Consider the following 21287-nt stretch of genomic DNA (forward strand, 5'->3'; position numbering starts at 1 on the left):
CGGCCCGCCCGAGATCATGAACACGGATCAGGGCAGCCAGTTCACGTCCTTCGTCTGGACTGACAGGCTGAAACGGGTTGGCACCCGGATCTCTATGGACGGCAAAGGGCGCTGCATCGACAACATCTTCATCGAGCGCCTGTGGCGGTCCCTGAAGTATGAATGCGTCTATCTGCACGCCTGGGAAACCGGATCGCAGGCACGGGTCGGCATCGGGCGCTGGATCACCTTCTACAACCACCAACGCCCTCACACTGCCCATGGCGGCCAACCGCCCGCCGTGGTCTACTTTAACCGCATTGAAACCGATCAGCAGGTGCAGGCAGTAGCTTAAACAACCCGGAAAGCTGTCCAAGAGTTGGGGAGTAGCTCACTACAGCGACACTGGCGGTACGCTTCAGTCCAAAAGGCAGCATTTCGAGCCTAAAGACTATCACAAGCTGTTGGCTGGTGTTCAGATGAAGCGGAAAAGGGGGAAATCCCTACACAACCTTATTCAGTTGGGTGCCTACACTGGCTGTCGGATTGAGGAAATCTGTAGCCTCAGAGTGGAAGATGTGAACCTACGAGAAGGCTTCTTCACTGTCAGAAATGCCAAAACCCAAGCAGGAAACAGGAAAGTACCCATCCACGATGACATCTTTGGACTGCTAAAACACCTTGCAGCTACATCAACAGATGGCTTCATCATGTCTGGACTGACAGAGAACCGACACAAGGACAGATCAGATAGCCTAGGTGGCTTATTTGGCAGGCTAAAGACTTCCCTTGGCTATGGTAGGGAACATGTCTTTCACTCGTTCAGGAAGGGTGTGGCCACACAGTTTGAAAGTGCTGGAATACCTGAAGTCATGGCTGCAAGGATACTGGGCCACAAACTAAAGACGATGACATACGGCCTTTATTCTGGTGGTGCTAACCTAGAGACACTCAGGGGGGTCATCTATGTCCTCAAGTGGTAGCATATGCTCATTAAGGCTGCAGGAAGGCCGCCAGAGGCCCACCTATCGTTTTCCAATCTTGGACTAGCCACAAGCGCAGTTGATGCTCCAGCGCCTTCTTTTGGGCCTCCAAGGACGCCCCTATTGATGATTGGACATGTGCCTCGTTGACAGCATCCAATGTCACCAAGCCCGTCGAACCAACAGGAAAGCCCAGCCCAAGAGCCTATGGTTGATGACCGTTCCAGATTCTCTTGCTGTCCCTTTTGCTTCAATGCTGAAGGCCAGTTGATCCTGCCCTATAGAACGAAATCCGACGCTGTTAGATTGTAAAGCCCCGTCAACCGGATCGCCATCTCAACACCAGTGTCAGCATCATTATCGATCCAGATCATCGTGTGGTCATTAGCGGTTCCGGCAAGATCAAACCTCTGGAATCTTACTTCACCTTGTGTGTTGCTACTGAAGTTCGCAGTACCGCGCCAGATAAACGTGTCATTGGCTGATGTCGAAGCAAAGGCATCGATGGCACTCAGATCGATCTTGTCCTGCCCCCTCACAAAGTCGGTGATCACGTCTGAAGCGTCTGCTGTTGTGCCAGATTCTTGCACGTTGTTGAAAATGAACGCATCATTTCCAGCGTCACCGTTGAGTGTGTCATTGCCCGCACCTCCAATCAGACTGTCGTTGCCCGCGCCACCTGTCAGCCTGTCGTTGCCGGAACCGCCACTGAGGTTGTTCGCATTGGCATTACCTGTCAGCGTGTCGTTGTGGGCAGACCCAACAAGATTTTCGGTTGTTGTGAGAGTATCAGTTCCAGCGCCGACGGTGTTTTGAGCCGAAGTCAGTGACAAATTGACCGTAACAGCGGCGGCAGAGCCGTTGTAAGACGCCGTATCAATGCCGTCTCCACCTGTTAGGCTGTCATTACCTGCGGCACCTTCAAGCGTGTCGTTACCACCACCACCGATGATCGTATCGTTGCCACCGCCGCCAGAAATGCTGTTTGCAGCAGAGTTGCCGGTCAAAATGTTATTGCCGGAATTTCCGGTGCCATTGATCGCAGCACTACCCGTTAGGGTCAGGTTTTCGACGTTGACTGTTAAGGTGTAGCTAGCCGCTGAAGATTGAACGAGATCAGTACCTGCTGATGCCGCTTCAACAACAACATCAGAGGAACTATCCACGACGTAGGTGTCGTTATTCGCTCCACCTGACATGCTATCATTACCGGTTCCGCCATCCAGCGTGTCATTGCCCGCCCCACCAATGATTGTGTCATCGCCGCCGCCCCCAGATATGCTGTTGGCAGCCGAGTTGCCCGTCAAGATGTTCGAGCCAGTGTTGCCCGTCCCATTGATTTCAGCACTGTCCGTCAGCGTCAAATTCTCGATGTGTTGCCCAAGCGTTATGGTTGCAGATGACTGGACGGTATCGGTTCCGGCATTGGCCACTTCGGTGATCGTGTCACCCCCATCAGTGACGTAGGTGTCATTGCCCGCGCCCCCAATCAGAGTATCTGCACCGGTCCCACCATTCAAAGTGTCGCTTCCCTGACCACTGCTCAGCGTGTTATTTGCACCGTCCCCCAAAACTATATAATTAAATCTTCCAGTAAGAACTACGTTCTCAATGTTAATTATTGTGTCAAAGTCATCCTCGTAGCCAACAGCATACATCCTTCCCAAAGCGAGATTAACTACAGGAACAAAGGAATAATCTTCATATTCATCTGACAAGTTACGTTGGAATGTATCCACTCCATCACCACCATCAATCTGATCCGTTCCTGTGCCGTCATTTATGGTATCATTGCCCCATCCGCCATAGAGAAAGTCATCGCCAGATCCACCGTCAAGCGAGTCATTACCATCTTCACCATGCAGACGGTCATTACCGCCATTCCCAACTAGAACGTCATCGCCGTGATCATCGGCACGAAAATCACCATGTAGGCCATCATTACCCTCACCGCCATTCAGCGTGTCATTCCCGCCGTCACCTGTCATCCAAGCGCCACCATTTTCGGCATTAAGACGATCGTTACCACCTCCACCATAGATTTCTGAATAACCCGGCGAAAGAGAAATCAGATCATCATCTTCACTAGTCCCGATATAAAGATCCTCAATTGCGATGAAATACTCATCAAATTGATCGAATGGTGGAACCCAATTGATTCCCACTAGTCCGGAAATATCTTCATAGATCAATTCGAATCCATTCGTACTGCGCAGAATCAGAGAATCTCCATCCAGCACAAGTTCTTTGAAAAAAGTATCGCTTGTTCCTTCTATGCTAAGGACATTCAAACCCGACGCATCCACGATCTGGGTCATACCGTCATACGAAAAAATGTAAGTGTCGTCGCCCTCACCACCAAGCAAAACATTTTCACCCGATCCGCCTTCCAGAGTGTCGTCACCGTCACCTCCGTCAAGCCAATCGGCTCCAGCGCCACCAGAGAGGAAATCGCTACCACCTAATCCATGAACTCGGTCATTTCCGGACGCACCAAAAACGCGGTCATTCAAGAATGTACCCGAAACGGCATATATACCGCGGAAAGCATCCACCGTACCTGCATTGTCGTCAAAGATACGGCCCGCCCCGTTCTTACTGAACGCGATTGTCACACCGTTTTCGGAATATGGGGCTGCAGGATTATCTAGGTATAGCCAGGCAGATCCACTACCGATAACTCGGTCATTACCAAGTCCGAGGTAGACCGAAGAATCATCATATACGTAGATGAGATCGTCACCGCCACCATCGAAGGTGTAACCGCCACCAGACAAAAGGATGAGGTCAATACCTTCGGTGCCATGAATGCCCTCGATCGATGAAAGTTCGTCGATCTGGCCGTTGGATTTTAAGACCGTTTGCGCTGCCAACCCGTATCTGCTGATATTGGTTAGGTTAATCTTAACCCAGTCGAAGGTGCCCCATTCGTAAATTACGACATCAAATCCTTGGCCACCCTGAATACTATCGTCTCCAAGACCAACATAGAACCAATCATCGCCGGAAAGACCCTGGTAGAGATCACTATCGACGGTGCCGCTCAGTGCCTGATCTTCACGATCATCTTCGTCAGTGCCATTGATCGTTGCCATCGAAACCTCCTCAGGTCACTGAATTCCAGTTTAACCCGCGAGTTCTGAAACCCGCCTTACCTGAAAGAACCTCGTAAAGAGCGTAGCCATCCAGATTTAGGGTCAATTCTTTTGTTTCTGTCATAGCAATCTGCTTTCCGGTATTTCAATCAGATTTTTCTCAAAGGAGATATAAATTGTCTTTTTGTGAAGAGCAATAAATCTTTTTGCCGCTATTCGTTGAGATTGCGAAAAGTGTTCAGCTGCACGACCGAGGTCGACGTCATGACCAGAGAAAGGCTCTAAGCACCGTTTTGTTTCGCTTTTCCTCCACCACCTCATGACCCTTCAAGGCATCCTAGCGCCCCAGCCAACCTTTCCCATAGCGCGCAGATGATAGGGACGGACATGGGCCTCAGATCGCTTGCATTGGTTAGCCTGTTTGCTTCGTCGGTTGTTGTCGTGGCTACACAGGTCAAGGAAGTCGCACTGAGCTACTCCCCGAAAATCGGACAGTGACGGAAGCTACGATCTGACGTCTGCTGGTCTCCAAGAACGAGGAGATCAGAACATGAAGAAGCGCAGGAACCATGACGCGGCGTTCAAGGCGCGTGTTGCGTTAGAGGCGCTGAAAGGCGAGCGCACAGTGTCGGAGCTGGCAGCCGAATATGGTGTGCATCCGACGATGATCCATCAGTGGAAAAAGGCTCTGTTGGACGGCGCGGCGGAGATCTTCGAGCGGGGCGGCAAGAGAGCGCCCGAGATCGACGAGGACACGGTGCGGTCGCTGCATGCAAAGATCGGGGAGCTGGCTGTGGCCAACGATTTTTTGTCACGAAAGCTCAAGCCTTGGATCGGCAAGTGAGGCGCGGGATGATTGACAAGAACCACCCAAGTCTGTCGGCCGGGGCGCAGTGCCGCCTGCTGTCGATCTCGCGGTCGTCGTTTTACTACGAACTGATGGGCGAGACGGCCATGAACCTCGACCTCATGGTGAAGATCGACAAGCAGTTCCTCGAGACGCCGTTTTATGGGGTCCAGCAGATGACATGGCACTTGCGGAACGATGGGCATGTCGTGAACTCCAAGCGCATTCGTCGACTGATGCGGCTTATGCGCTTGATGCCGATCTACCAGAAGCCTGATACCAGCCGACCAGCGAAGGGCCACAAGACCTACCCCTATCTGCTGGGCGGGCTACGGGTGGAGCGGCCCAATCAGGTCTGGTGTGCTGACATCACCTACATCCCGATGCGCCGTGGCTTCCTCTATCTGGTCGCCATCATGGACTGGTATACCCGCAAGGTGCTGGCCTGGCGGATATCCAACACGCTGGAAGCCGACTTCTATTTGGCCTTTTTCCGTTGCAAAGTGACCACGAATCAGATATCTCTAGAAGCAAGAGTTACTATCTGGGCAAGGGGGCCATCATGGCTGTTGTTGGGTATCGTCGCGTTAGCAGCATTGACCAATCGCTTGACCGCCAAGACTTGGGTGATATCGAGAAGGTGTTTGAGGAAAAGCTATCTGGTGCATCAGCGTCTGATCGGCCTGCGCTTCTGGACATGATCGGCTGGGTCCGCGAAGGGGATTTGGTTGTTGTCCATAGCATCGACAGGCTTGCCAGAAACCTTCAGGACCTTCTGTCCATTGTCTCTCAGTTGAACGGCAAGGGCGTCAGCATACAGTTCCTGAAGGATAATCTGACGTTTCCTCCGGAAGGCACAGACGGTGCGTCAAAGCTATATCTGAGCATCCTTGGTGCCGTAGCAGAGTTTGAACGCTCAATCATCAAGCAGCGCCAGCGTGAAGGCATTGATAAGGCTAAGGCCAAAGGCGTGTACAAGGGTCGTAAGCCTACCATAAACAAGGACCGCATCCTTGCTCTGCGAGACCAAGGGCTTTCAACCTACAAGATCGCAGAAGCGATGGGGATCAGCCGAATGACCGTCCATCGTACGCTGAACGGATGACTAGCAGCCTTGGGGTCCTTGGAAAAGCTGGTGGAGGATTCACTTACCGCTGGTTGCCCTACTCATATCCGAGACAAAATTTTCAATCCGCTTTGGGCGGCATGAAGGGCCAAGACTCTGGTGTAGCGACCACACCGTCTGGTTCAGAGGCTGTGATTTTTTCTCTGCTCTCTGCCTTTTCTGTAGCTGGAAAACGATAGCATCGGGGGACTATGTGTATGGGTAATATGTGTGGGTTACTTCTCTTCTATGGCTGCAAAAATTCCTTTTTTTCTAGGTTTATTGTAACTATTTCCAATTTGGGACAAATTCGGCATTGGGGTGCTGGATTTCACCAATTCGGGGACAATCGAATCACCCAACGCCGCCTTCTTTGGCGGCGCCGCGACCGACCTTCTGACCAATTCGGGCACCTTCATTGGGGATGTGCGTCTGAATGGCGGTGATGATGTTTATGTCGGGCTGGGCGGGTCTGTTGTCGGCCTGATCCATGGCGGTGACGGCAATGACCGCTTTGAGTTGGGCAATAACGCCGACAGCGTTGATGGCGGCTTTGGCGTCGATACGCTGGATTTCTCGGCCGCGACCGTGGCACTGGTGGTCGATCTGGCCGTCGGCGCGAACAACCGGGGGCTGCCCGCCTTGGGCGACAGCTATGCCAACATCGAAATCGTGCAGGGCGGCACCAAGGCCGATGTCATCCGGGGCGATGCGGCGGACAACACGCTCTATGGCAACAACGGTTCAGACCGGCTGTTTGGCAATGGTGGGCAGGATGTGCTGGTGGGCGGTACCGGCGGCGATATCCTGACCGGCGGCGCAGGGGCAGATATCTTTGTGTTCAACGCCCAAGGTGATTTCCGCGACCAGATCACCGATTTCACAGTGGGCGAGGATTTCTTGCGCTTTGATGCCCGTGCGCTGGGGCTTGGCAACTATTTTGGCGGGCTGGATCCGGCGCAGTTCCATTCCAGCAGCAGCAATACGGCCGCCGATGCGCATGACCGCCTGATCTTCCGCACCACCGACGCCACGCTCTGGTTTGACCGCGACGGCAACGGCACCAAGCATCAGGCCATTCTGGTCGCCGATCTGAACGACGGCATCGCGCTGACCGCGGCTTCGGTTGACGTGTTCTCGCCCTTTGGCGGCATCATTTCGTAAGCACCGGGGAAAACGGGCAAGGGGCCGCGCCAGCCGGGGCGGCCCTTTCGCATATTCAGCCCTTCACAGCGCGCCGCCCCTGCCCTAGGCTTCTTGCCGCAAAAGGGGAGATTTCATCATGACTGACAGACCGATGGGCTTTGACACCTTGGCCATTCATGCCGCCACGGCCCCCGATCCGGCTACTGGCGCGCGGCAGGTGCCAATCTACCAGACCACCGCTTATGTGTTCCGCGATGCCGATCACGCGGCGAAGCTGTTTAACCTGCAAGAGGTTGGCTACATCTATTCGCGCCTGACGAACCCCACGGTGTCGGCGCTGGCCAACCGGGTTTGCGCGCTTGAAGGCGGCGCGGGTGCGATTGCCTGCTCCTCGGGCCATGCCGCGCAGATCATGGCGCTGTTCCCGCTGATGGGGCCGGGTAAGAATATCGTCGCATCCTCAAGACTTTACGGCGGAACCATCACGCAGTTCAGCCAGACGATCAAGCGCTTTGGCTGGTCGGCCAAGTTTGTGGACACCGACGATCTGGGCGCGGTGTCGAAGGCCGTCGACAAAAACACCCGCGCGATTTTCTGCGAAACAATCGCCAACCCCGGCGGCTATGTCACCGACATTCCGGCCTTGGCCAAGATCGCCGACAAGAAGGGCATTCCCCTGATCGTCGACAACACCACCGCCACGCCATTCCTGTGCCGCCCCATTGAGCTGGGTGCGACGCTGGTCGTGCATTCCGCCACCAAATACCTGACCGGTAACGGCACCGTAACCGGCGGCATCGTGGTGGATTCGGGCAAGTTTAACTGGTCGCAGAACGACAAGTTCCCGAGCCTCAGCCAACCGGAACCGGCCTATCATGGCCTGACCTTCCACCCCACCTTGGGCGGCATGGCGTTCACCTTCCACTCCATCGCCATCGGCCTGCGCGATTTGGGCATGACGATGAACCCCCAAGGCGCGCATTACACGTTGATGGGGATTGAGACGCTGGGTCTGCGGATGGAGCGTCACGTAGCCAATGCCCAAAAGGTCGCCGAATGGCTCGAGAAAGACCCGCGTGTTGAATACGTGACCTATGCCGGGCTGAAATCCAGCCCCTACAACAAGCGGGCCAAGAAGATCGTCCCGAAGGGGGCTGGGGCCCTCTTCACCTTTGCGCTGAAGGGCGGCTATGACGCCTGCGTCAAGCTGATCGACAATGTGAAACTGTTCAGCCATGTCGCGAACCTTGGCGACACGCGCAGCCTGATCATCCATTCGGCCTCGACCACCCACCGCCAGCTTTCCGAAGCCCAGCAGGTGGCCGCCGGTGCGCCGCCGAATGTGGTGCGCCTGTCGATTGGGATTGAGAACGTCGAGGATATCATCGCAGACCTTGATCAAGCGATGACCGCCGCCACAAAGTAATGCCAAAGGGCCGCCTCTTTGGAGGCGGCCCTTTTTCTACGTATATCAACGCCTTATTCGGCGATCTGATAAGTGATCGACACCGAGGTCTGCATCGCGATCTGCCCCGTCGCCACCGGCACCGGCGAGGCGGCCTTGGCCTCCATGAACACCGGCATCGGCCCCCCGTAGTTTTGCTGCTCGCTGATCGCGATCACCTTGCCCAAACTCACCCCAGCGGCAGTGGCATAAAGCGCGGCTTTGGCCGCGGCATCCGCCACGGCGGCCTTGCGCGCCTCATCCAGAACTGGGCGCGGGCTGGCCAGCTCAAAGGTGATGCCGTTCAAGGTATTGGCCCCATCCGCGATTGAGGCATCCAGCACTCCGCCCAAAGCGGCAAGATCGCGCACCCGAACATTCAGCATGTTCATGGCGATATAGTTGGAGATCGTCGGTGTCTGACCCGCGTCATACCCAACCCAATTGGGGTTCAGCGACAGGCTGGTCGTTTGCAGATCCTGCTCGGCAATGCCTGCAGCTTTGAGCCGTGCGATTACGCCTGCCAAAGCCTCAGAATTGGCCGACATCGCCTCGGCGGCAGTCTTGCCTTCCGTGGTCACGCCCAAGGACACAGTGGCCATGTCGGGCGTTGCGGGAATGCTTGCCTCGCCCGTCACCGTGATCGTGCCTTCGGCGAATGCCGGAAGTGCTGCGGACAGAGAAAATGGCACGGCGAGGACCGCCGAAACCAGCAAATATGAAAATGCGCGCATGGGAAAAACCTCCGTTGGATCGCAATTCTATAGGTGTCCCTCCGCAAGCCAAGCCACAACCCGCGCCCAAGGGGGAATTTCGCCGAAGGGCCTCCCCCCACAAGTCGCGGGACCTCATGCGAAAAAAGCGCGCCAAGGGCCGCTCAGCGCCGGGCAAAAGGTCCGGCTTTTCTTTCATTCGGCAAAAACCTGCTGTAGGAAGTGCACAATGCGCGCGTGCAGTTTTTGCGCGACAGTCCCTTATGCTAGATGCGTGGAATGAAACCAGCTTTTGCCCTCGACTTCCGCAATGATGCCATTGCCCTTTTGCACCGCTCATCAGGGGGCTGGCTTCTGGTTGGTCGTGTCACCCTCGATGCGCCTGACCTTCCCGAAGCGCTGTCTTATCTGAGGGCGACAGCGCTGGGTCTCAGCCCGCGCGGGCTTGCGACCAAGCTGATCCTGCCGGATGAGCAGTTGCTGGTGACCACCGTCGATGCGCCCGGCCCGGATGAAGCCAGCCGATTGGCCCAGATCCGCACGGCGCTGGAAGGCCGGACGCCCTATGCGGTTGAGGATCTGGTCTTTGACTGGGAACTCGTGGACGGCGACGTGCGTGTGGCCGTGGTGGCGCGCGAGACGCTGGACGAGGCCGAAAGCTTTGCGACCGAGCACCGATTCAACCCGGTGTCTTTTGCCGCGGCTCCTGCGAAGGGCTACGCAGGCGAGGCATTTTTCGGCCCGACCGGTCAGGCGGCGACGATATTGTCCGCAGGTAAGACCGTCGAGCGGGACGCAAAGCGCACCGTGATCATTGAGCGCGCAAGTGGCGTTGAAGCCGAAGCGGCAACGGTGGACGTGCCGACAGCGGCGACCGGCGCATCGGATGAGGCCGTTCCTGAGCTTGAAACGACCCCGGCCGCGCCGCTTGAAGTGGACGCTGCCGCAACCGTCGCGGAAGCGGGCCCAGAGGCTCTGGTGGACGATGTCGGTTCCCCTCCCAACAACCTGCAAGCCACCGAGCCCGACCCGGTTGACAGCCCTGCGACCCAAAGCCCGGTGCGCGTGCCGTCGCTGTTCGGTTTGGCCGATGACGAACCCGCGCCCTCAGCCGTGTTCCGCAGCATGGCTGATGCCGACCCCGCCGTCACACCCGAAGTCGCGACATTGGACAGCGCCGCGGCGGCTTTGGACGCAGACATCGGCGCCGCGCCGCCACCCGCCGGGAGCGACCCGCTTGACCCCGTGCCGCCAGACACCGACGAAGCCCCGATGGCCCTCGATGTCGAGGTCGATGAGACCGAGGACGCCAAGGTAGATCGGGCCAAGGGCGCGCCAGAGGCGGCGCTGGACACCACGCCCCCCCCTTCGAGCTTCAGCGCCACGCTTGGCTTTGCCAGCCGCCGGGCGTCTGCCGATCCGTCGCTGACCGCCAAGCCGCAGGCCGCTCCGCCAAAGCCGACCGTTGACCGCCCAACCGCCGCGCGGCCGCTGATCGCCGCCCCGCCGCCCAAGGTGGAGCGACCGACCCTGAACCGTCCCACTGCCGCGCGCCCGGCTGTGCCCAAGGAAAGTAAGGGCCTGCGCAGTCTGGGGGCCTTTGTCACGGCACCCGGAATTCCCGGAACGCGCAAGAAACCGGTCGAAGCCACGGTAACCCGGCCAACCGCAGCGGCACCCAGCGCGACGGCCAACGCCATGGCCGCTGCGACCGACGCGACAAAGGGCTTGGGCCGCAAGTTTGGCGCCCGCCCCATCGCCGCACGCGGCAAGCCGCGTCATTTGGGGCTGATCCTGACAGGGCTCTTGCTCTTGGCGCTGGCCGTGATTGCGGCGTGGTCCACCAGTCTGGCGTTCCGGTCGAATGACGCCGAAACCACCGAACTCGCCACCACGGCCCAGACAGCCGCCGTTCCTGAGATCGAGGACGAGATGCTGGCCGACGGTCAGGATCCAGACTTGTTGACCGATGAGGAGTTGGAGGCAGCATTGCCTGCCCCGGATGAGGCCCAGCCGGCCGAGACGGCCCCCGCGCTGGCCGCTGGGCAGACCTCTGAGCAGGCTGCGGAAGCAGCGACCCCAGACCCGCAAAGCGCCGCCCCCGAGACGGCTGCGGCAGCGCAGACCGACGCCGGGACACTGAACAGCGCACAGACCAATCCCGGCTCAGCCAGCGGCGACGAAATCTATCTGGCCGCCAAAGACATCGCGCCCGTGACACCCGCAGCCACAGATTTGGCCGCCGTCTCGGCCCAAGGTGACCCGCTGCCCAATGCCCAAGCGCCGCCGCCGCCTTTTGGGACGGTCTTTCAGTTCGACGCGAACGGCCTTGTCGTTCCGACGCCCGAGGGGATTGTCACTCCCGAGGGCGTTTTGCTTATCGCAGGCAAGCCGCCCCGCTTGCCCGAGGCACGGCCCGCGGGCCTGACCCCGCCTTCGCCCACCGATTTGGCAGCGCCAGAGGAAGGTTCTGCCGTTGTCTCTGACCCGGCCTTGGCTGGTTTTCGGCCCAAGGCGCGCCCCGCAGGGCTGACGCCACCAGCCAGCGCACCCACGGCAGAGCCCGGCGCGACCGACGCGGTGCCTCTGGATGACGCCGCCATGCCCCCCGTCGCCGACAGCCGCCTCGCAGGCCTGCGCCCCTTGGCGCGGCCGGAGGCGGTTCTCGCCGTCGGGGAAGCTGCACGTGCCAAAGCTTCGGCTGCAAACTCGGGCAGCATTTATGCGATGGGACAAGCCGCAAGTGCCGAGCAAGCGGCCGCGGCCGTCGCCAATGGAAGTCCCCTTGCCGTCGCGATCAGCCGCAAGCCCCAGCCCCGCCCGCAGGACCTGAGCCGCGCTGTCGAAGCCGCTGTTGCCGCCGCAATTCGTGCGCCTGAGCCGACACCGGACTCGCAAGAAGAACAGGTTGCCTCAGCCCGTCCAGCTGACCCGGCGCCCGAGGCAGAAAGCTCAGAAGACAGCACCGCAGCGCGCGGCCGCGATGGCGAACTGGACATCTACGAAGAGCCCGAGCCTGACGGCGCATCCGCGCGCGGCACCGCCAGCGCATCAGTCGCCAAGCAAGCCACTTTCCGCAATGCCTTGGCTTTGGACAAGACCGCCTTGATCGGCGTTTATGGCACGCCCTCCCAACGCTATGCGATGATCCGCAACACCAATGGCCGCTACAAGAAGGTCAAGGTCGGCGACAGGATTGATGGTGGGAAGATCCAGGCCATCACCGCCACCGAAGTGCGCTATCAAAAAGGCTCACGGCTTGTGACCCTGGCTTTGCCGAAAGGCTAAGCGCGGGCTTTACTAGCGCGCGGCCACGACGCCACGGTCGATCTGATCCTGTTCGATCGATTCAAACAGCGCCTTGAAGTTGCCTTCACCGAACCCGTCATCACCTTTGCGCTGAATGAACTCAAAGAAGATTGGGCCGATCACGGTTTTCGAGAAGATCTGCAGCAAGATGCGCGTCTCGCCCCCTTCGACCACGCCTTCGCCGTCAATCAGGATGCCGTGGCGGGCCAGCCGGTCAATCGGCTCGCAGTGGCCCACGACCCGGGTCTTTGACAGCTCGTAATAGGCCATCGGCGGCTTTGGCATGAATGTCAGCCCGCGCGCGGCGATCTCGTCGGTGGCGCTGTAGATGTCATCGCAGCCCACCGCGATGTGCTGAATCCCCTCGCCATTATAGCGCTTGAGGTATTCCACGATCTGCCCGGTTTCACCGCGATCTTCGTTCACCGGGATGCGGATGCGCCCGCAGGGGCTGGTCAGGGCGCGGCTGTAAAGCCCGGTGAATTTGCCTTCAATGTCAAAGAAGCGGATTTGTTTGAAGCCGAAAATCCGGCTGTAAAAGTCGAACCAAATGTCCATGTTGCCCTTGTGGACGTTGTGGGTCAGGTGGTCCAAGTAGTGAAAGCCGACACCGGCAGGCTTAGGGGCGGTTACAAAGTCGAAGGCGCTATAGGGGTGGCGTCCCGGACCGTAGTCCTCAACGAAATATATCAGGCTCCCGCCAATGCCAAGAATCGCAGGCACGTCCAGCGCCTTGTTATCGCCCGCATAGGGCGTTGCCCCATCCTCACCGCATGGGCAAAGGCATGGGCGGCATCCACCACACGCCAGCCCATCGAGGCCGCGCAGGGCCCGTGTTTGGCGGCAAAGCGCGCGGCGTGGCTTTCGGGGTCATTGTTCAGGATATAGGTCACATCGCCCTGCTGCCACAGTTCGATGTCACGGGTCCGGTGGCGCGCGGTCAGCGCATAGCCCATGCGGGTGAACAGATCCCGCAGCGCTTGCGGCTCGGGATGGGCGAATTCGACAAACTCGAACCCATCGGTGCCCGCCGGGTTGGCCGGGGTGATGGTGGCCTTGGGGGCGGAATGCGGAAACGGACCCATGATGACCCTTTCATGTTGCTGTCTGATCAGTTTATCGCGGATGCCATGCGAGCTGCGCGCATTCTTGGATTGAAACGGTGGGATATCCGCGTGATACTCGCATAGAATGTCCATTATACGCGGAGTTTTCGCATGCTGGATGCAACAGACACGCGGCTTTTGCAGCTTGTACAGGCCAATGCCATGCTGACAGCCCAAGATCTGGGGGCCGCACTGAACCTCTCGGCCAGTCAGGCCGCGCGCCGCCGCCAGCGGCTGGAGGCTGAGGGGTTTGTCACCGGCTATGCCGCGCGGATTGATCCGGCACGGGTGGGCCTGACAGTGCAGGCCTTTATTCAGGTGCAGTTCGCCCGCCATGATCCAGAGCTTGCACGCAGCTTTGCCACCCTGATCGCGACCCTGCCCGAGGTGATCTCGGCCTGGACCCTGACGGGTGAGGCGGATTATCTGTTGCGGGTCTGGTGCGCTGATCTGGCAGGGTTGAACCGCTTGATCCATGAGCGGCTTTTGCCGCATCCGGCGGTGGCGCGCGTGCAAAGCCAGATCGTGATGGATCAGCTCAAGGCCGATGCGCCGCTGCCGATCCGGGTCTGAGGGGCGGCTCTAGCCGTCCGACACCCCAGCCTCGGCAAAGGTCGCCATGCCGGAATGGCAGGCCACCGCCGCCTGAACCACCCCCAGCGCCAGCGCCGCACCCGACCCCTCGCCCAGACGCAAGCCCAACGACAACAAGGGCTCTTTGCCCAAGGCCGCGAGCAATCGGCCATGGGCACCTTCGGCTGACAGATGACCCGCCACGGCATGATCCAGCGCGGCAGGTGTCAGGCTGTGCAGCACCAAAGCCGCCGAGCAGGCAATAAACCCGTCCAAGATCAGCGGGATACGGTCCACCCGCGCCCGCGCCATCGCCCCCGCCATCGCCGCAATCTCGCGCCCGCCAAGGCAGGCCAGCACCTGCAACGGGTCGCGCGCGGCATGGCGGGCAAGCCCGGCATCTACCGCACGCGCCTTACGGGCAAGACCCGCGTTGTCTACCCCGGTGCCACGCCCAACCCATTCCGCGCCGGTGCCGCCCAGCAGCGCCGCCGCAATGGCCGCCGCCACTGTGGTGTTGCCAATCCCCATCTCGCCCACGACCAGCAGATCGGCCTTGGCATCCACCGCGTTCCAGCCGGTCAGCAGGGCGTCAACCGCCTCGGCCTCGGTCATCGCGGGGGTTTGGGTGAAATCTGCCGTCGGGCGATCCAGATCCAAGGCATGCACGGCCATCGTGGCGCCAAAGGTCTTTGACAATTGGTTGATGGCAGCGCCACCGGCCTGAAAGTTGGCAACCATCTGCACCGTGACTTCGGGGGGAAAGGCCGACACACCTTGAGCGCAGACCCCGTGATTGCCGGCAAAGATCAGCACCTGCGGCGTTGCAATGCGCGGGCGGCCCGTGCCCTGCCAACCGGCCACCCAAAGCGCCAGATCCTCCAACCGACCCAGAGCGCCGGGCGGTTTGGTCAATTGCCCGTTGTGCGCCGCAGCGGCCTGATGGGCGGCGGAATCTGCAGCTGGGGCCGCGCGCAAGAGCTGGGCAAATTCGGCAAGCGAGGAGAAGGCGGGCATGGCATAGTCCTTGAAGGTCACGCCCCACTTGGCTAGCCCTTGAACAGCCCCATGACCAGACCGGAACAGACATGAGCCACCCGATCCGCGACCACTTACCGCTTTTGGCGCGCGACATGCTCGCCGCGTTTGGTCTTCTGAGCCGAATTCCGGTGCCATTTACCCTGCCCCGTCCGGCCGGGGTCTGGGCTTGGCCTTTGGTTGGGCTGGTGACCGGGGGCGCGGCGCTGGCCCTCGGCGCGCTTGGCCTTTGGGCAGGGGTGTCGGTGGGGGTTGCGGCGGTTTTTGTGATGGCAGTGCAGGCTGCATTGACCGGGGCCTTGCATGAGGACGGGCTCGCGGATTGTGCCGATGGGTTCTGGGGTGGCCATACCCGGGAACAGCGGCTGGAGATCATGAAAGACAGCCGCATAGGCAGCTATGGTGCGGTTGCGTTGATGCTGGCGCTTTTGGCGCGCTGGTCGGCCTTGGCGGCCTTGATGAGCGCGGGCGCATGGGGGTTTGCGCTGGCCGCCATGATCTTGTCACGCGCAGCGATGGGGCTGGTGATGGCGGGCCTGCCCAATGCCCGCGCGGGCGGGCTTTCAGCCCAGCACGGGGCGCCGTCTTGGGTGGCGGCTTGGGCCGGCGTTGGCTTTGGTCTGCTGCTGGGTGCCTTTGCTGCCGGAAGTGCAGCGCTTTGGCTGGCACTGGCGGTGGTTCTGGTGGCGGCGGGCCTTGCCGGGGTGGCGCGGGCCAAGATCGGCGGGCAGACCGGCGATGTTCTTGGGGCGACACAAGTGCTGGCCGAGGTTACTGCGCTGGCGGTCGCAACCGCCTATCTGGAATGAAAAACGGCGGCCAAAGAGCCGCCGTTCATAGATAAATCCACTTACGCCTTAGGCTGCGCGACTGGTCAGAACATCGCCCACCTTGCGCTGCGCCCCGGCCTCATCGACGCCCGAGACGGCGGCGACTTCGCGGGTCAAACGCTCCAGCGCAGCCTCATAGAGCTGACGCTCGGAATAGGACTGCTCACGCTGGTCGTCGCTGCGATGCAGATCGCGCACAACCTCGGCAATGGCCATCAGATCGCCCGAGTTGATCTTCTGCTCATACTCCTGCGCCCGGCGCGACCACATGGCCCGCTTGACCTTGGCCTTGCCCTTCAGCGTATCCAGCGCCTTTGTCACCACATCCGGCGCCGAAAGTGCGCGCATGCCGATTTCGGTGGCCTTGTGGGTGGGAACCCGCAGCGTCATCTTGTCCTTCTCGAACGAGATCACGAACAGTTCCAGATGAATCCCGGCGATTTCCTGTTCCTCGATCGAAATGATCTTACCCACGCCATGCGCGGGATACACCACGAACTCGTTCGGGCGGAAATCGGGCTTCTTCGATTTGGTCATTCTTGGTTGCTTCCTCGGCAGGAGGCCAGTCCCGGCAAAAGCGGCCCGCCCGGATTTACCGGATGCAGACCTACAGTCGACAGGAGTTTCGTCTCAGGCGAGCAGACCTGAGGCGTCAGACAGGCATCCGTGATTGTTTGTGGACATTGTGTAACACAAAAATCACGGAATTCCAACTGCGGTAAAACAGGGAGAAAAACAGACAAGCCATTGATATTGATGCGAATCTACCTTTTTAGGCGATTCGGAAGCGCCAAGGCGGCGAATCAGCCGCCCTTCCCTGGCTCTTCGGAGAAGTACTTCTCCAGCTTGTTTTCTTCGCCGTCGCGCTCTTCATGGTCGGGCAAAGCATCACGCTTGGTGGTGATGACCGGCCACAAAAGCGCATATTTGCGGTTAAAGGCCACCCATTTGTCCATGTCCGGTTCGGTATCCGGACGGATGGCATCGGCCGGGCACTCCGGCTCGCAAACGCCGCAGTCAATGCACTCATCGGGGTGGATCACCAGCGCGTTGAGGCCTTCGTAAAAGCAGTCCACCGGACAGACTTCGACGCAGTCGGTGTATTTGCAGGCGATGCAGTTGTCGATCACGACATAGGTCATGGGACACCCCGTTCCATTTGGTTCCGCCCGGTGTTTATGTCAGGCGGGTTGATGTTTCAAGCACTGGCATCGGCCCCCGGTGCATCAAGATCACAGTAAAGCGCCTGCGCCACGGTCGCCGGACCCCGCCTCTCGGCCAGCGCCAGAACCCGCACCACCCGGATCTGCCCGCCTTGGGGAAAGGTCAGCACATCGCCCACCGCAACCCCATGGCCAGGCTTCTTACAACGCTGGGCGTTCAGCCTCAGATGGCCACTTTCCACACAGTCCTGCGCCAAATCGCGCGATTTAAAGAACCGGGCATGAAACAGCCATTTGTCCAGCCGGAGTTTCGGCTGGACGCCGGGATCAGCTTTGCCCGAAGGCCCCGCCAATCAGAGCTTGCCCTTCAGCGCCATCAGCGCGGCAAAGGGATTGTCAGGATCAACCGGCTTTTCAACGCGCGGCGGACGGGCCTCGAAGGACTTTTGCCGATCGTCGCGGTTCGGCTTGCCGCCCTTGCGATCCCCACCGCGGTCCCCACGGTCACCGCGATCACCTTGCGGCTTGCCTGCGCGGTCACCCGAGCGTTCACCCTGCGGCTTGCCATGACGGCGCTCGCCCTGAGGACGGTCGCCTTGCGGGGCGTCCCCCTCTTTGCGGGGGCCACGGTCTGCACCTCGGTCGCCAGAACGGTCACCGCGCGGCTTGCGCTCACCTTGCGGGGCGTCGCCTTCTTTGCGGGGGCCACGGGCGGCGGTACCTTCGGGACGGGGTGCACGTTCCGGGCGCTGAAAGCGCGGCTTGGGTGCCCAGGTAAAGGTGTAGAACACCTCCATATCAGGTGCGGCGGCCTCGTCAGACGCTGCTGCGGGCTCTTCCACCCGCACAAAGGCCGATTCTTCTTCGGTGATCGGGTTCAGAGGTGCGTTCGGATCCACCTCAACCGGCACCAGAACCGCTGCGGCCTTGACCTTTACCCGCTCTGCCTTGTCGCCCTTATAGCCGAGACCGCCCATCAGGTCAGAGAACTGTTCCAGCGTCATGCCGGTGATCGACAGCATGTCGGGCGTGGCTTCAAACCCGGCCTTGGTGTCCTTCTGGCGCAGGATGTCCGCCAGACGTTCCAGCATGTCGATGCGGATCGCGCGGGTGCCTGCCGGATGATACCCGGCCAGCGTGTAATGGGGCTTTGGCACCGCCGCGATATTGGGGATGGTGACCAGACCGGGCGGCGGGCTTTCAGGGAACTCGCTCAGCCCGTTCCACAGCGACCACAGCACCAGCCGCAGCCGCGTGGGCGCGGGTTTCAACAGGGCCGGTTGGAAAATGGTGTATTGGCCAAAACGCACGCCATGCTTGCGAAGGGCGCTGCGGGCCTCTTGATCGAGTTCCTTGACCTCGGCGGCAATCACACCGCGATCCAAGACGCCCAAGCCTTCGGCAAGCCGGAAGGCAAAGCCCTTGGCCAAGCCTTGCAGGGTTTCGTCGCGGCCCATGGCCAAAAGCGGTTCGAACTGGGTGGCGACCTTGCGGTCGATGAAATGCTGCAGGCGGCGGCGGACCTTTTCGGCCACCTCTTCACCAGCCTCTTCGTCGACAAAGGCCTCAACCGTGGGTTTGGTGATCTCACCGCCCTTGACCAGCTTACCGATGGCAGAGGTGCCCCACATCAGGCCCCCCTGTTCGGTAAAGTCCATCTCGGTATCGGCGGCGTTGTAGAACTTGTCCGCACGCAGATGGAACTCTGGGCGCAGCGCTTGCACCGCCGCCGTCCGCAGAACCCGCGCCTGATCGGGGCTGGCGGATGCATCCTGCGAGAAACGGAACCCCTCAAGACGGCCGGCGAATTCGCCTTCGACCGTCACTTCGCCTTTGTCATTCACCTCGGCCACGAGGGTCTCCTTCTGCTTCAACCGCCGCATCAGAACACTGGTGCGGCGATCTACAAATCGTTGGGTCAGGGCTGCATGCAGCGCATCTGACAAGCGGTCTTCTACAGCGCGCGTTTCTTCGCGCCAATGGCTTTCGTCTTCCACCCAGCCTTTGCGCTGCGCGACATAGGTCCAGGTGCGGATATAGGCCAGTCGTTTCGAGATGGTGTCAATGTCACCGCCGGGTTTGTCGATGCGTTCGACCGCTTTTTTCATCCAATCTGACGGAACTTTGCCACCACCCAGCCCGCGACCGACCAGAAAGTCGAAAATCCGCGCCAGAAGGCTGGTGTGCTCCCCCCCGCCCGCATTGCGGAAATCGGGGATGCGGCAGACGTCCCACAAAAGTTGCACGCGTTTTGGTCCGGTCAGCTTGTCCTTGACCTCGGGCATCTCAAACAGCGCTTTCAGCGCCAAGACATCATCGGCATCCCGCGCCCGGGTGAGCCATGGGTCATGCGTGTGCCGCTCAAGGCTGGCGATCAGGCGCTCGGCGCTGCCAAACTCCAGATCATGATTGCGCCAATGGAGTTTGCGCACCGGGTCAAAGCGATGTTCTTCAATCGCCTCGATAACGGTCTCGTCAAAAGGCCGCGCCTCACCGGTGACGCCAAAGGTGCCGTTTTCCGTGTGCCGCCCAGCACGCCCAGCGATCTGGGCCAGTTCTTGGGGATAAAGCTGGCGCATCCGGTGGCCATCAAACTTAGCAGTGGCCGAAAAGGCGATGTGCTTGATGTCGAGATTGAGCCCCATGCCGATCGCGTCAGTGGCCACCAAATAATCAACATCGCCGTTTTGATACAAAGCCACCTGCGCGTTGCGGGTGCGGGGTGACAACGCCCCCATGACCACCGCGCATCCGCCCTTGGTGCGCCGAATCAATTCGGCGATGGCATAGACGTTGTCCACCGAAAACCCTACGATGGCGCTGCGTTCGGGCATCCGGCTGATCTTCTTGGACCCGGTAAAGGTCAGTTCCGAAAACCGCTCGCGTTTCAGGAAGGTCACCCCTGGCACCAGCCCGGCAATCGCGCCGCGCATGGTTTCTGCGCCCAAGAACAGCGTCTCATGCAAACCGCGCGCGCGCAAAAGCCGGTCGGTGAAGACATGGCCACGGTCGGGGTCGGCGCAAAGCTGGATCTCATCGACCGCCACAAAATCGGCGCCAATGTCCAAGGGCATGGCTTCAACCGTGCAGACCCAATACTGGCAGCGGTCGGGCACGATTCGCTCTTCGCCGGTCACCAGCCCCACCACAGACGGCCCTCGCTGGGCGACGATCCGATCATAAACCTCGCGCGCCAGCAATCGCAGCGGCAGGCCGATAACGCCGGTGCGATGGGCCAGCATGCGTTCAATCGCGTAATGGGTTTTGCCGGTGTTGGTCGGCCCAAGGACCGCCGTGACCCGGGCGCGGGCGTCCATCTGTCGGGCGTCCATGTCTGGGCTTCCTTAAAGTGAGCTGCCTTGCAGATCGGCAGTCAGCCGGTCGATGGCTTCGGATACCCCTGCGGCATTGGGATGTATAGCCTTCACGGCCTGATGCACCTCAAGCGCCTGCTCTGGGCGGCCCAAATCTTCAAGGATCATCGCAAACCCTGACATAGCGCCAAAATGGCGTGGGTTCAGCTGCAGCGTCTGGGCGATGTCGGCCATTGAGGGGCCGAACTGCCCCATCTGATAGAGCACCGTCGCACGGGCGTTCCAGCCTTCGGCAAAGTCCGGGGCATGGTCGACAAGGGCTGTAAAATGCTCAACCGCAAGGTCAAGTTGGCCCGCGCTCATGGCGCGGCGACCGCGCTCCAGCAGAAGATCCATCGCCGCCGATCCTGACTTGGACCATTCGATCCAGATCTCTTGCTCGATCCGCTCTGCCGCCTGCGGATCAGCTGCCTTCAGCTTGTTGAACAGATCGTCAAGCTTCGCAGTCTGGCCAAAGGCCATCCCGGCGCACAAGATCATCGGCACAAGTGCCGCAACGATCATGTTGTGAAGGCGTTGCCAAACTTTCATAACACGAACGTAACTCAACGGCGGCGAATATCCAGCCCCGTGATCGCAGAA

17 protein-coding genes and 3 pseudogenes are annotated in these 21287 nt (G+C 59.8%); 11 read left to right on the forward strand and 9 right to left on the reverse strand.

Going from position 1 to position 21287, the window contains the following annotated elements:
- A partial coding sequence (locus AC72UB_RS10685; RefSeq protein ID WP_505189770.1) for a transposase occupies positions 1-334 on the forward strand: 334 nt, incomplete at its 5' end.
- A 13-nt stretch (positions 335-347) separates the two neighbouring features.
- The gene (locus tag AC72UB_RS10690) at positions 348-962 is read left to right on the forward strand and encodes a tyrosine-type recombinase/integrase (RefSeq protein ID WP_505189848.1); all 615 of its coding nucleotides are present in this window, start codon (positions 348-350) and stop codon (positions 960-962) included.
- A gap of 278 nt (positions 963-1240) precedes the next feature.
- Here the strand turns inward: AC72UB_RS10690 and AC72UB_RS10695 are convergent, their stop codons facing one another.
- Complete coding sequence (locus tag AC72UB_RS10695) at positions 1241-4057, reverse strand: calcium-binding protein (protein WP_505189771.1); 2817 nt, start codon at positions 4055-4057, stop codon at positions 1241-1243.
- 550 nt (positions 4058-4607) lie between these two features.
- Between AC72UB_RS10695 and AC72UB_RS10700 the strand changes: the two genes are divergently transcribed.
- The 6 genes and pseudogenes from AC72UB_RS10700 to AC72UB_RS10725 all read left to right on the forward strand — a co-directional run bounded on the left by AC72UB_RS10700 (position 4608) and on the right by AC72UB_RS10725 (position 8581).
- Positions 4608-4901: a transposase gene (locus AC72UB_RS10700; protein ID WP_505189772.1), complete on the forward strand. Its 294-nt coding sequence runs from the start codon at positions 4608-4610 to the stop codon at positions 4899-4901.
- 125 nt (positions 4902-5026) lie between these two features.
- A pseudogene (locus AC72UB_RS10705) lies at positions 5027-5164 on the forward strand (IS3 family transposase); the annotation flags it as partial.
- Positions 5165-5182: 18 nt separating this feature from the next.
- A pseudogene (locus tag AC72UB_RS10710) lies at positions 5183-5605 on the forward strand (DDE-type integrase/transposase/recombinase); the annotation flags it as partial.
- Positions 5527-6009, forward strand: a complete 483-nt coding sequence (locus tag AC72UB_RS10715; protein ID WP_505189773.1) for a recombinase family protein — start codon at positions 5527-5529, stop codon at positions 6007-6009. The pseudogene AC72UB_RS10710 and the gene AC72UB_RS10715, both read left to right, overlap by 79 nt.
- A 321-nt stretch (positions 6010-6330) precedes the next feature.
- Positions 6331-7173, forward strand: coding sequence for a calcium-binding protein (locus tag AC72UB_RS10720; protein ID WP_505189774.1), 843 nt, complete (start codon positions 6331-6333; stop codon positions 7171-7173).
- 118 nt (positions 7174-7291) lie between these two features.
- The gene (locus AC72UB_RS10725; RefSeq protein WP_463289063.1) at positions 7292-8581 is read left to right on the forward strand and encodes an O-acetylhomoserine aminocarboxypropyltransferase/cysteine synthase family protein; all 1290 of its coding nucleotides are present in this window, start codon (positions 7292-7294) and stop codon (positions 8579-8581) included.
- A gap of 53 nt (positions 8582-8634) precedes the next feature.
- On the opposite strand, the gene AC72UB_RS10730 is transcribed toward AC72UB_RS10725, so the two are convergent.
- Positions 8635-9333 (reverse strand): SIMPL domain-containing protein, encoded by a 699-nt coding sequence (locus tag AC72UB_RS10730; RefSeq protein ID WP_505189775.1) that lies wholly within the window; start codon positions 9331-9333, stop codon positions 8635-8637.
- Between the two features lie 258 nt (positions 9334-9591).
- Between AC72UB_RS10730 and AC72UB_RS10735 the strand changes: the two genes are divergently transcribed.
- On the forward strand, positions 9592-12600 hold the full coding sequence (locus AC72UB_RS10735; protein WP_505189776.1) for a hypothetical protein: 3009 nt from the start codon (positions 9592-9594) through the stop codon (positions 12598-12600).
- A 12-nt stretch (positions 12601-12612) separates the two neighbouring features.
- Here AC72UB_RS10735 and hppD read toward each other — a convergent pair.
- Positions 12613-13706 (reverse strand): annotated as a pseudogene (hppD, locus tag AC72UB_RS10740) (4-hydroxyphenylpyruvate dioxygenase).
- Between the two features lie 132 nt (positions 13707-13838).
- Between hppD and AC72UB_RS10745 the strand changes: the two are divergent.
- Positions 13839-14300: an Lrp/AsnC family transcriptional regulator gene (locus AC72UB_RS10745; protein ID WP_505189777.1), complete on the forward strand. Its 462-nt coding sequence runs from the start codon at positions 13839-13841 to the stop codon at positions 14298-14300.
- 9 nt (positions 14301-14309) lie between these two features.
- On the opposite strand, the gene cobT is transcribed toward AC72UB_RS10745, so the two are convergent.
- The gene (gene cobT, locus AC72UB_RS10750) at positions 14310-15317 is read right to left on the reverse strand and encodes a nicotinate-nucleotide--dimethylbenzimidazole phosphoribosyltransferase (RefSeq protein ID WP_505189778.1); all 1008 of its coding nucleotides are present in this window, start codon (positions 15315-15317) and stop codon (positions 14310-14312) included.
- A 71-nt stretch (positions 15318-15388) separates the two neighbouring features.
- Here cobT and AC72UB_RS10755 point away from each other — a divergent pair, with 71 nt between their 5' ends.
- Entirely contained in the window at positions 15389-16147 is a 759-nt protein-coding gene (locus tag AC72UB_RS10755; protein WP_505189779.1) for an adenosylcobinamide-GDP ribazoletransferase, read from the forward strand.
- A 48-nt stretch (positions 16148-16195) separates the two neighbouring features.
- On the opposite strand, the gene AC72UB_RS10760 is transcribed toward AC72UB_RS10755, so the two are convergent.
- The 5 genes from AC72UB_RS10760 to AC72UB_RS10780 form a co-directional block, all read right to left on the reverse strand.
- Positions 16196-16705 (reverse strand): CarD family transcriptional regulator, encoded by a 510-nt coding sequence (locus tag AC72UB_RS10760; protein ID WP_463289496.1) that lies wholly within the window; start codon positions 16703-16705, stop codon positions 16196-16198.
- 266 nt (positions 16706-16971) lie between these two features.
- Positions 16972-17310 carry a ferredoxin FdxA gene (fdxA, locus tag AC72UB_RS10765; RefSeq protein ID WP_463289495.1) on the reverse strand — a complete coding sequence of 113 codons (339 nt, stop codon included), beginning with the start codon at positions 17308-17310 and terminating at the stop codon, positions 16972-16974.
- Between the two features lie 56 nt (positions 17311-17366).
- Positions 17367-17684 carry an RNA-binding S4 domain-containing protein gene (locus AC72UB_RS10770; protein WP_463289494.1) on the reverse strand — a complete coding sequence of 106 codons (318 nt, stop codon included), beginning with the start codon at positions 17682-17684 and terminating at the stop codon, positions 17367-17369.
- Complete coding sequence (locus AC72UB_RS10775; RefSeq protein WP_505189849.1) at positions 17685-20648, reverse strand: helicase-related protein; 2964 nt, start codon at positions 20646-20648, stop codon at positions 17685-17687.
- Between the two features lie 27 nt (positions 20649-20675).
- Positions 20676-21209, reverse strand: coding sequence for a tetratricopeptide repeat protein (locus tag AC72UB_RS10780; protein ID WP_463289493.1), 534 nt, complete (start codon positions 21207-21209; stop codon positions 20676-20678).
- Positions 21210-21287: the final 78 nt, after the last annotated feature.

Source organism: Allotabrizicola aquatica (SeqCode) (assembly GCF_965194375.1).
GTDB lineage: Bacteria > Pseudomonadota > Alphaproteobacteria > Rhodobacterales > Rhodobacteraceae > Tabrizicola_A > Tabrizicola_A aquatica.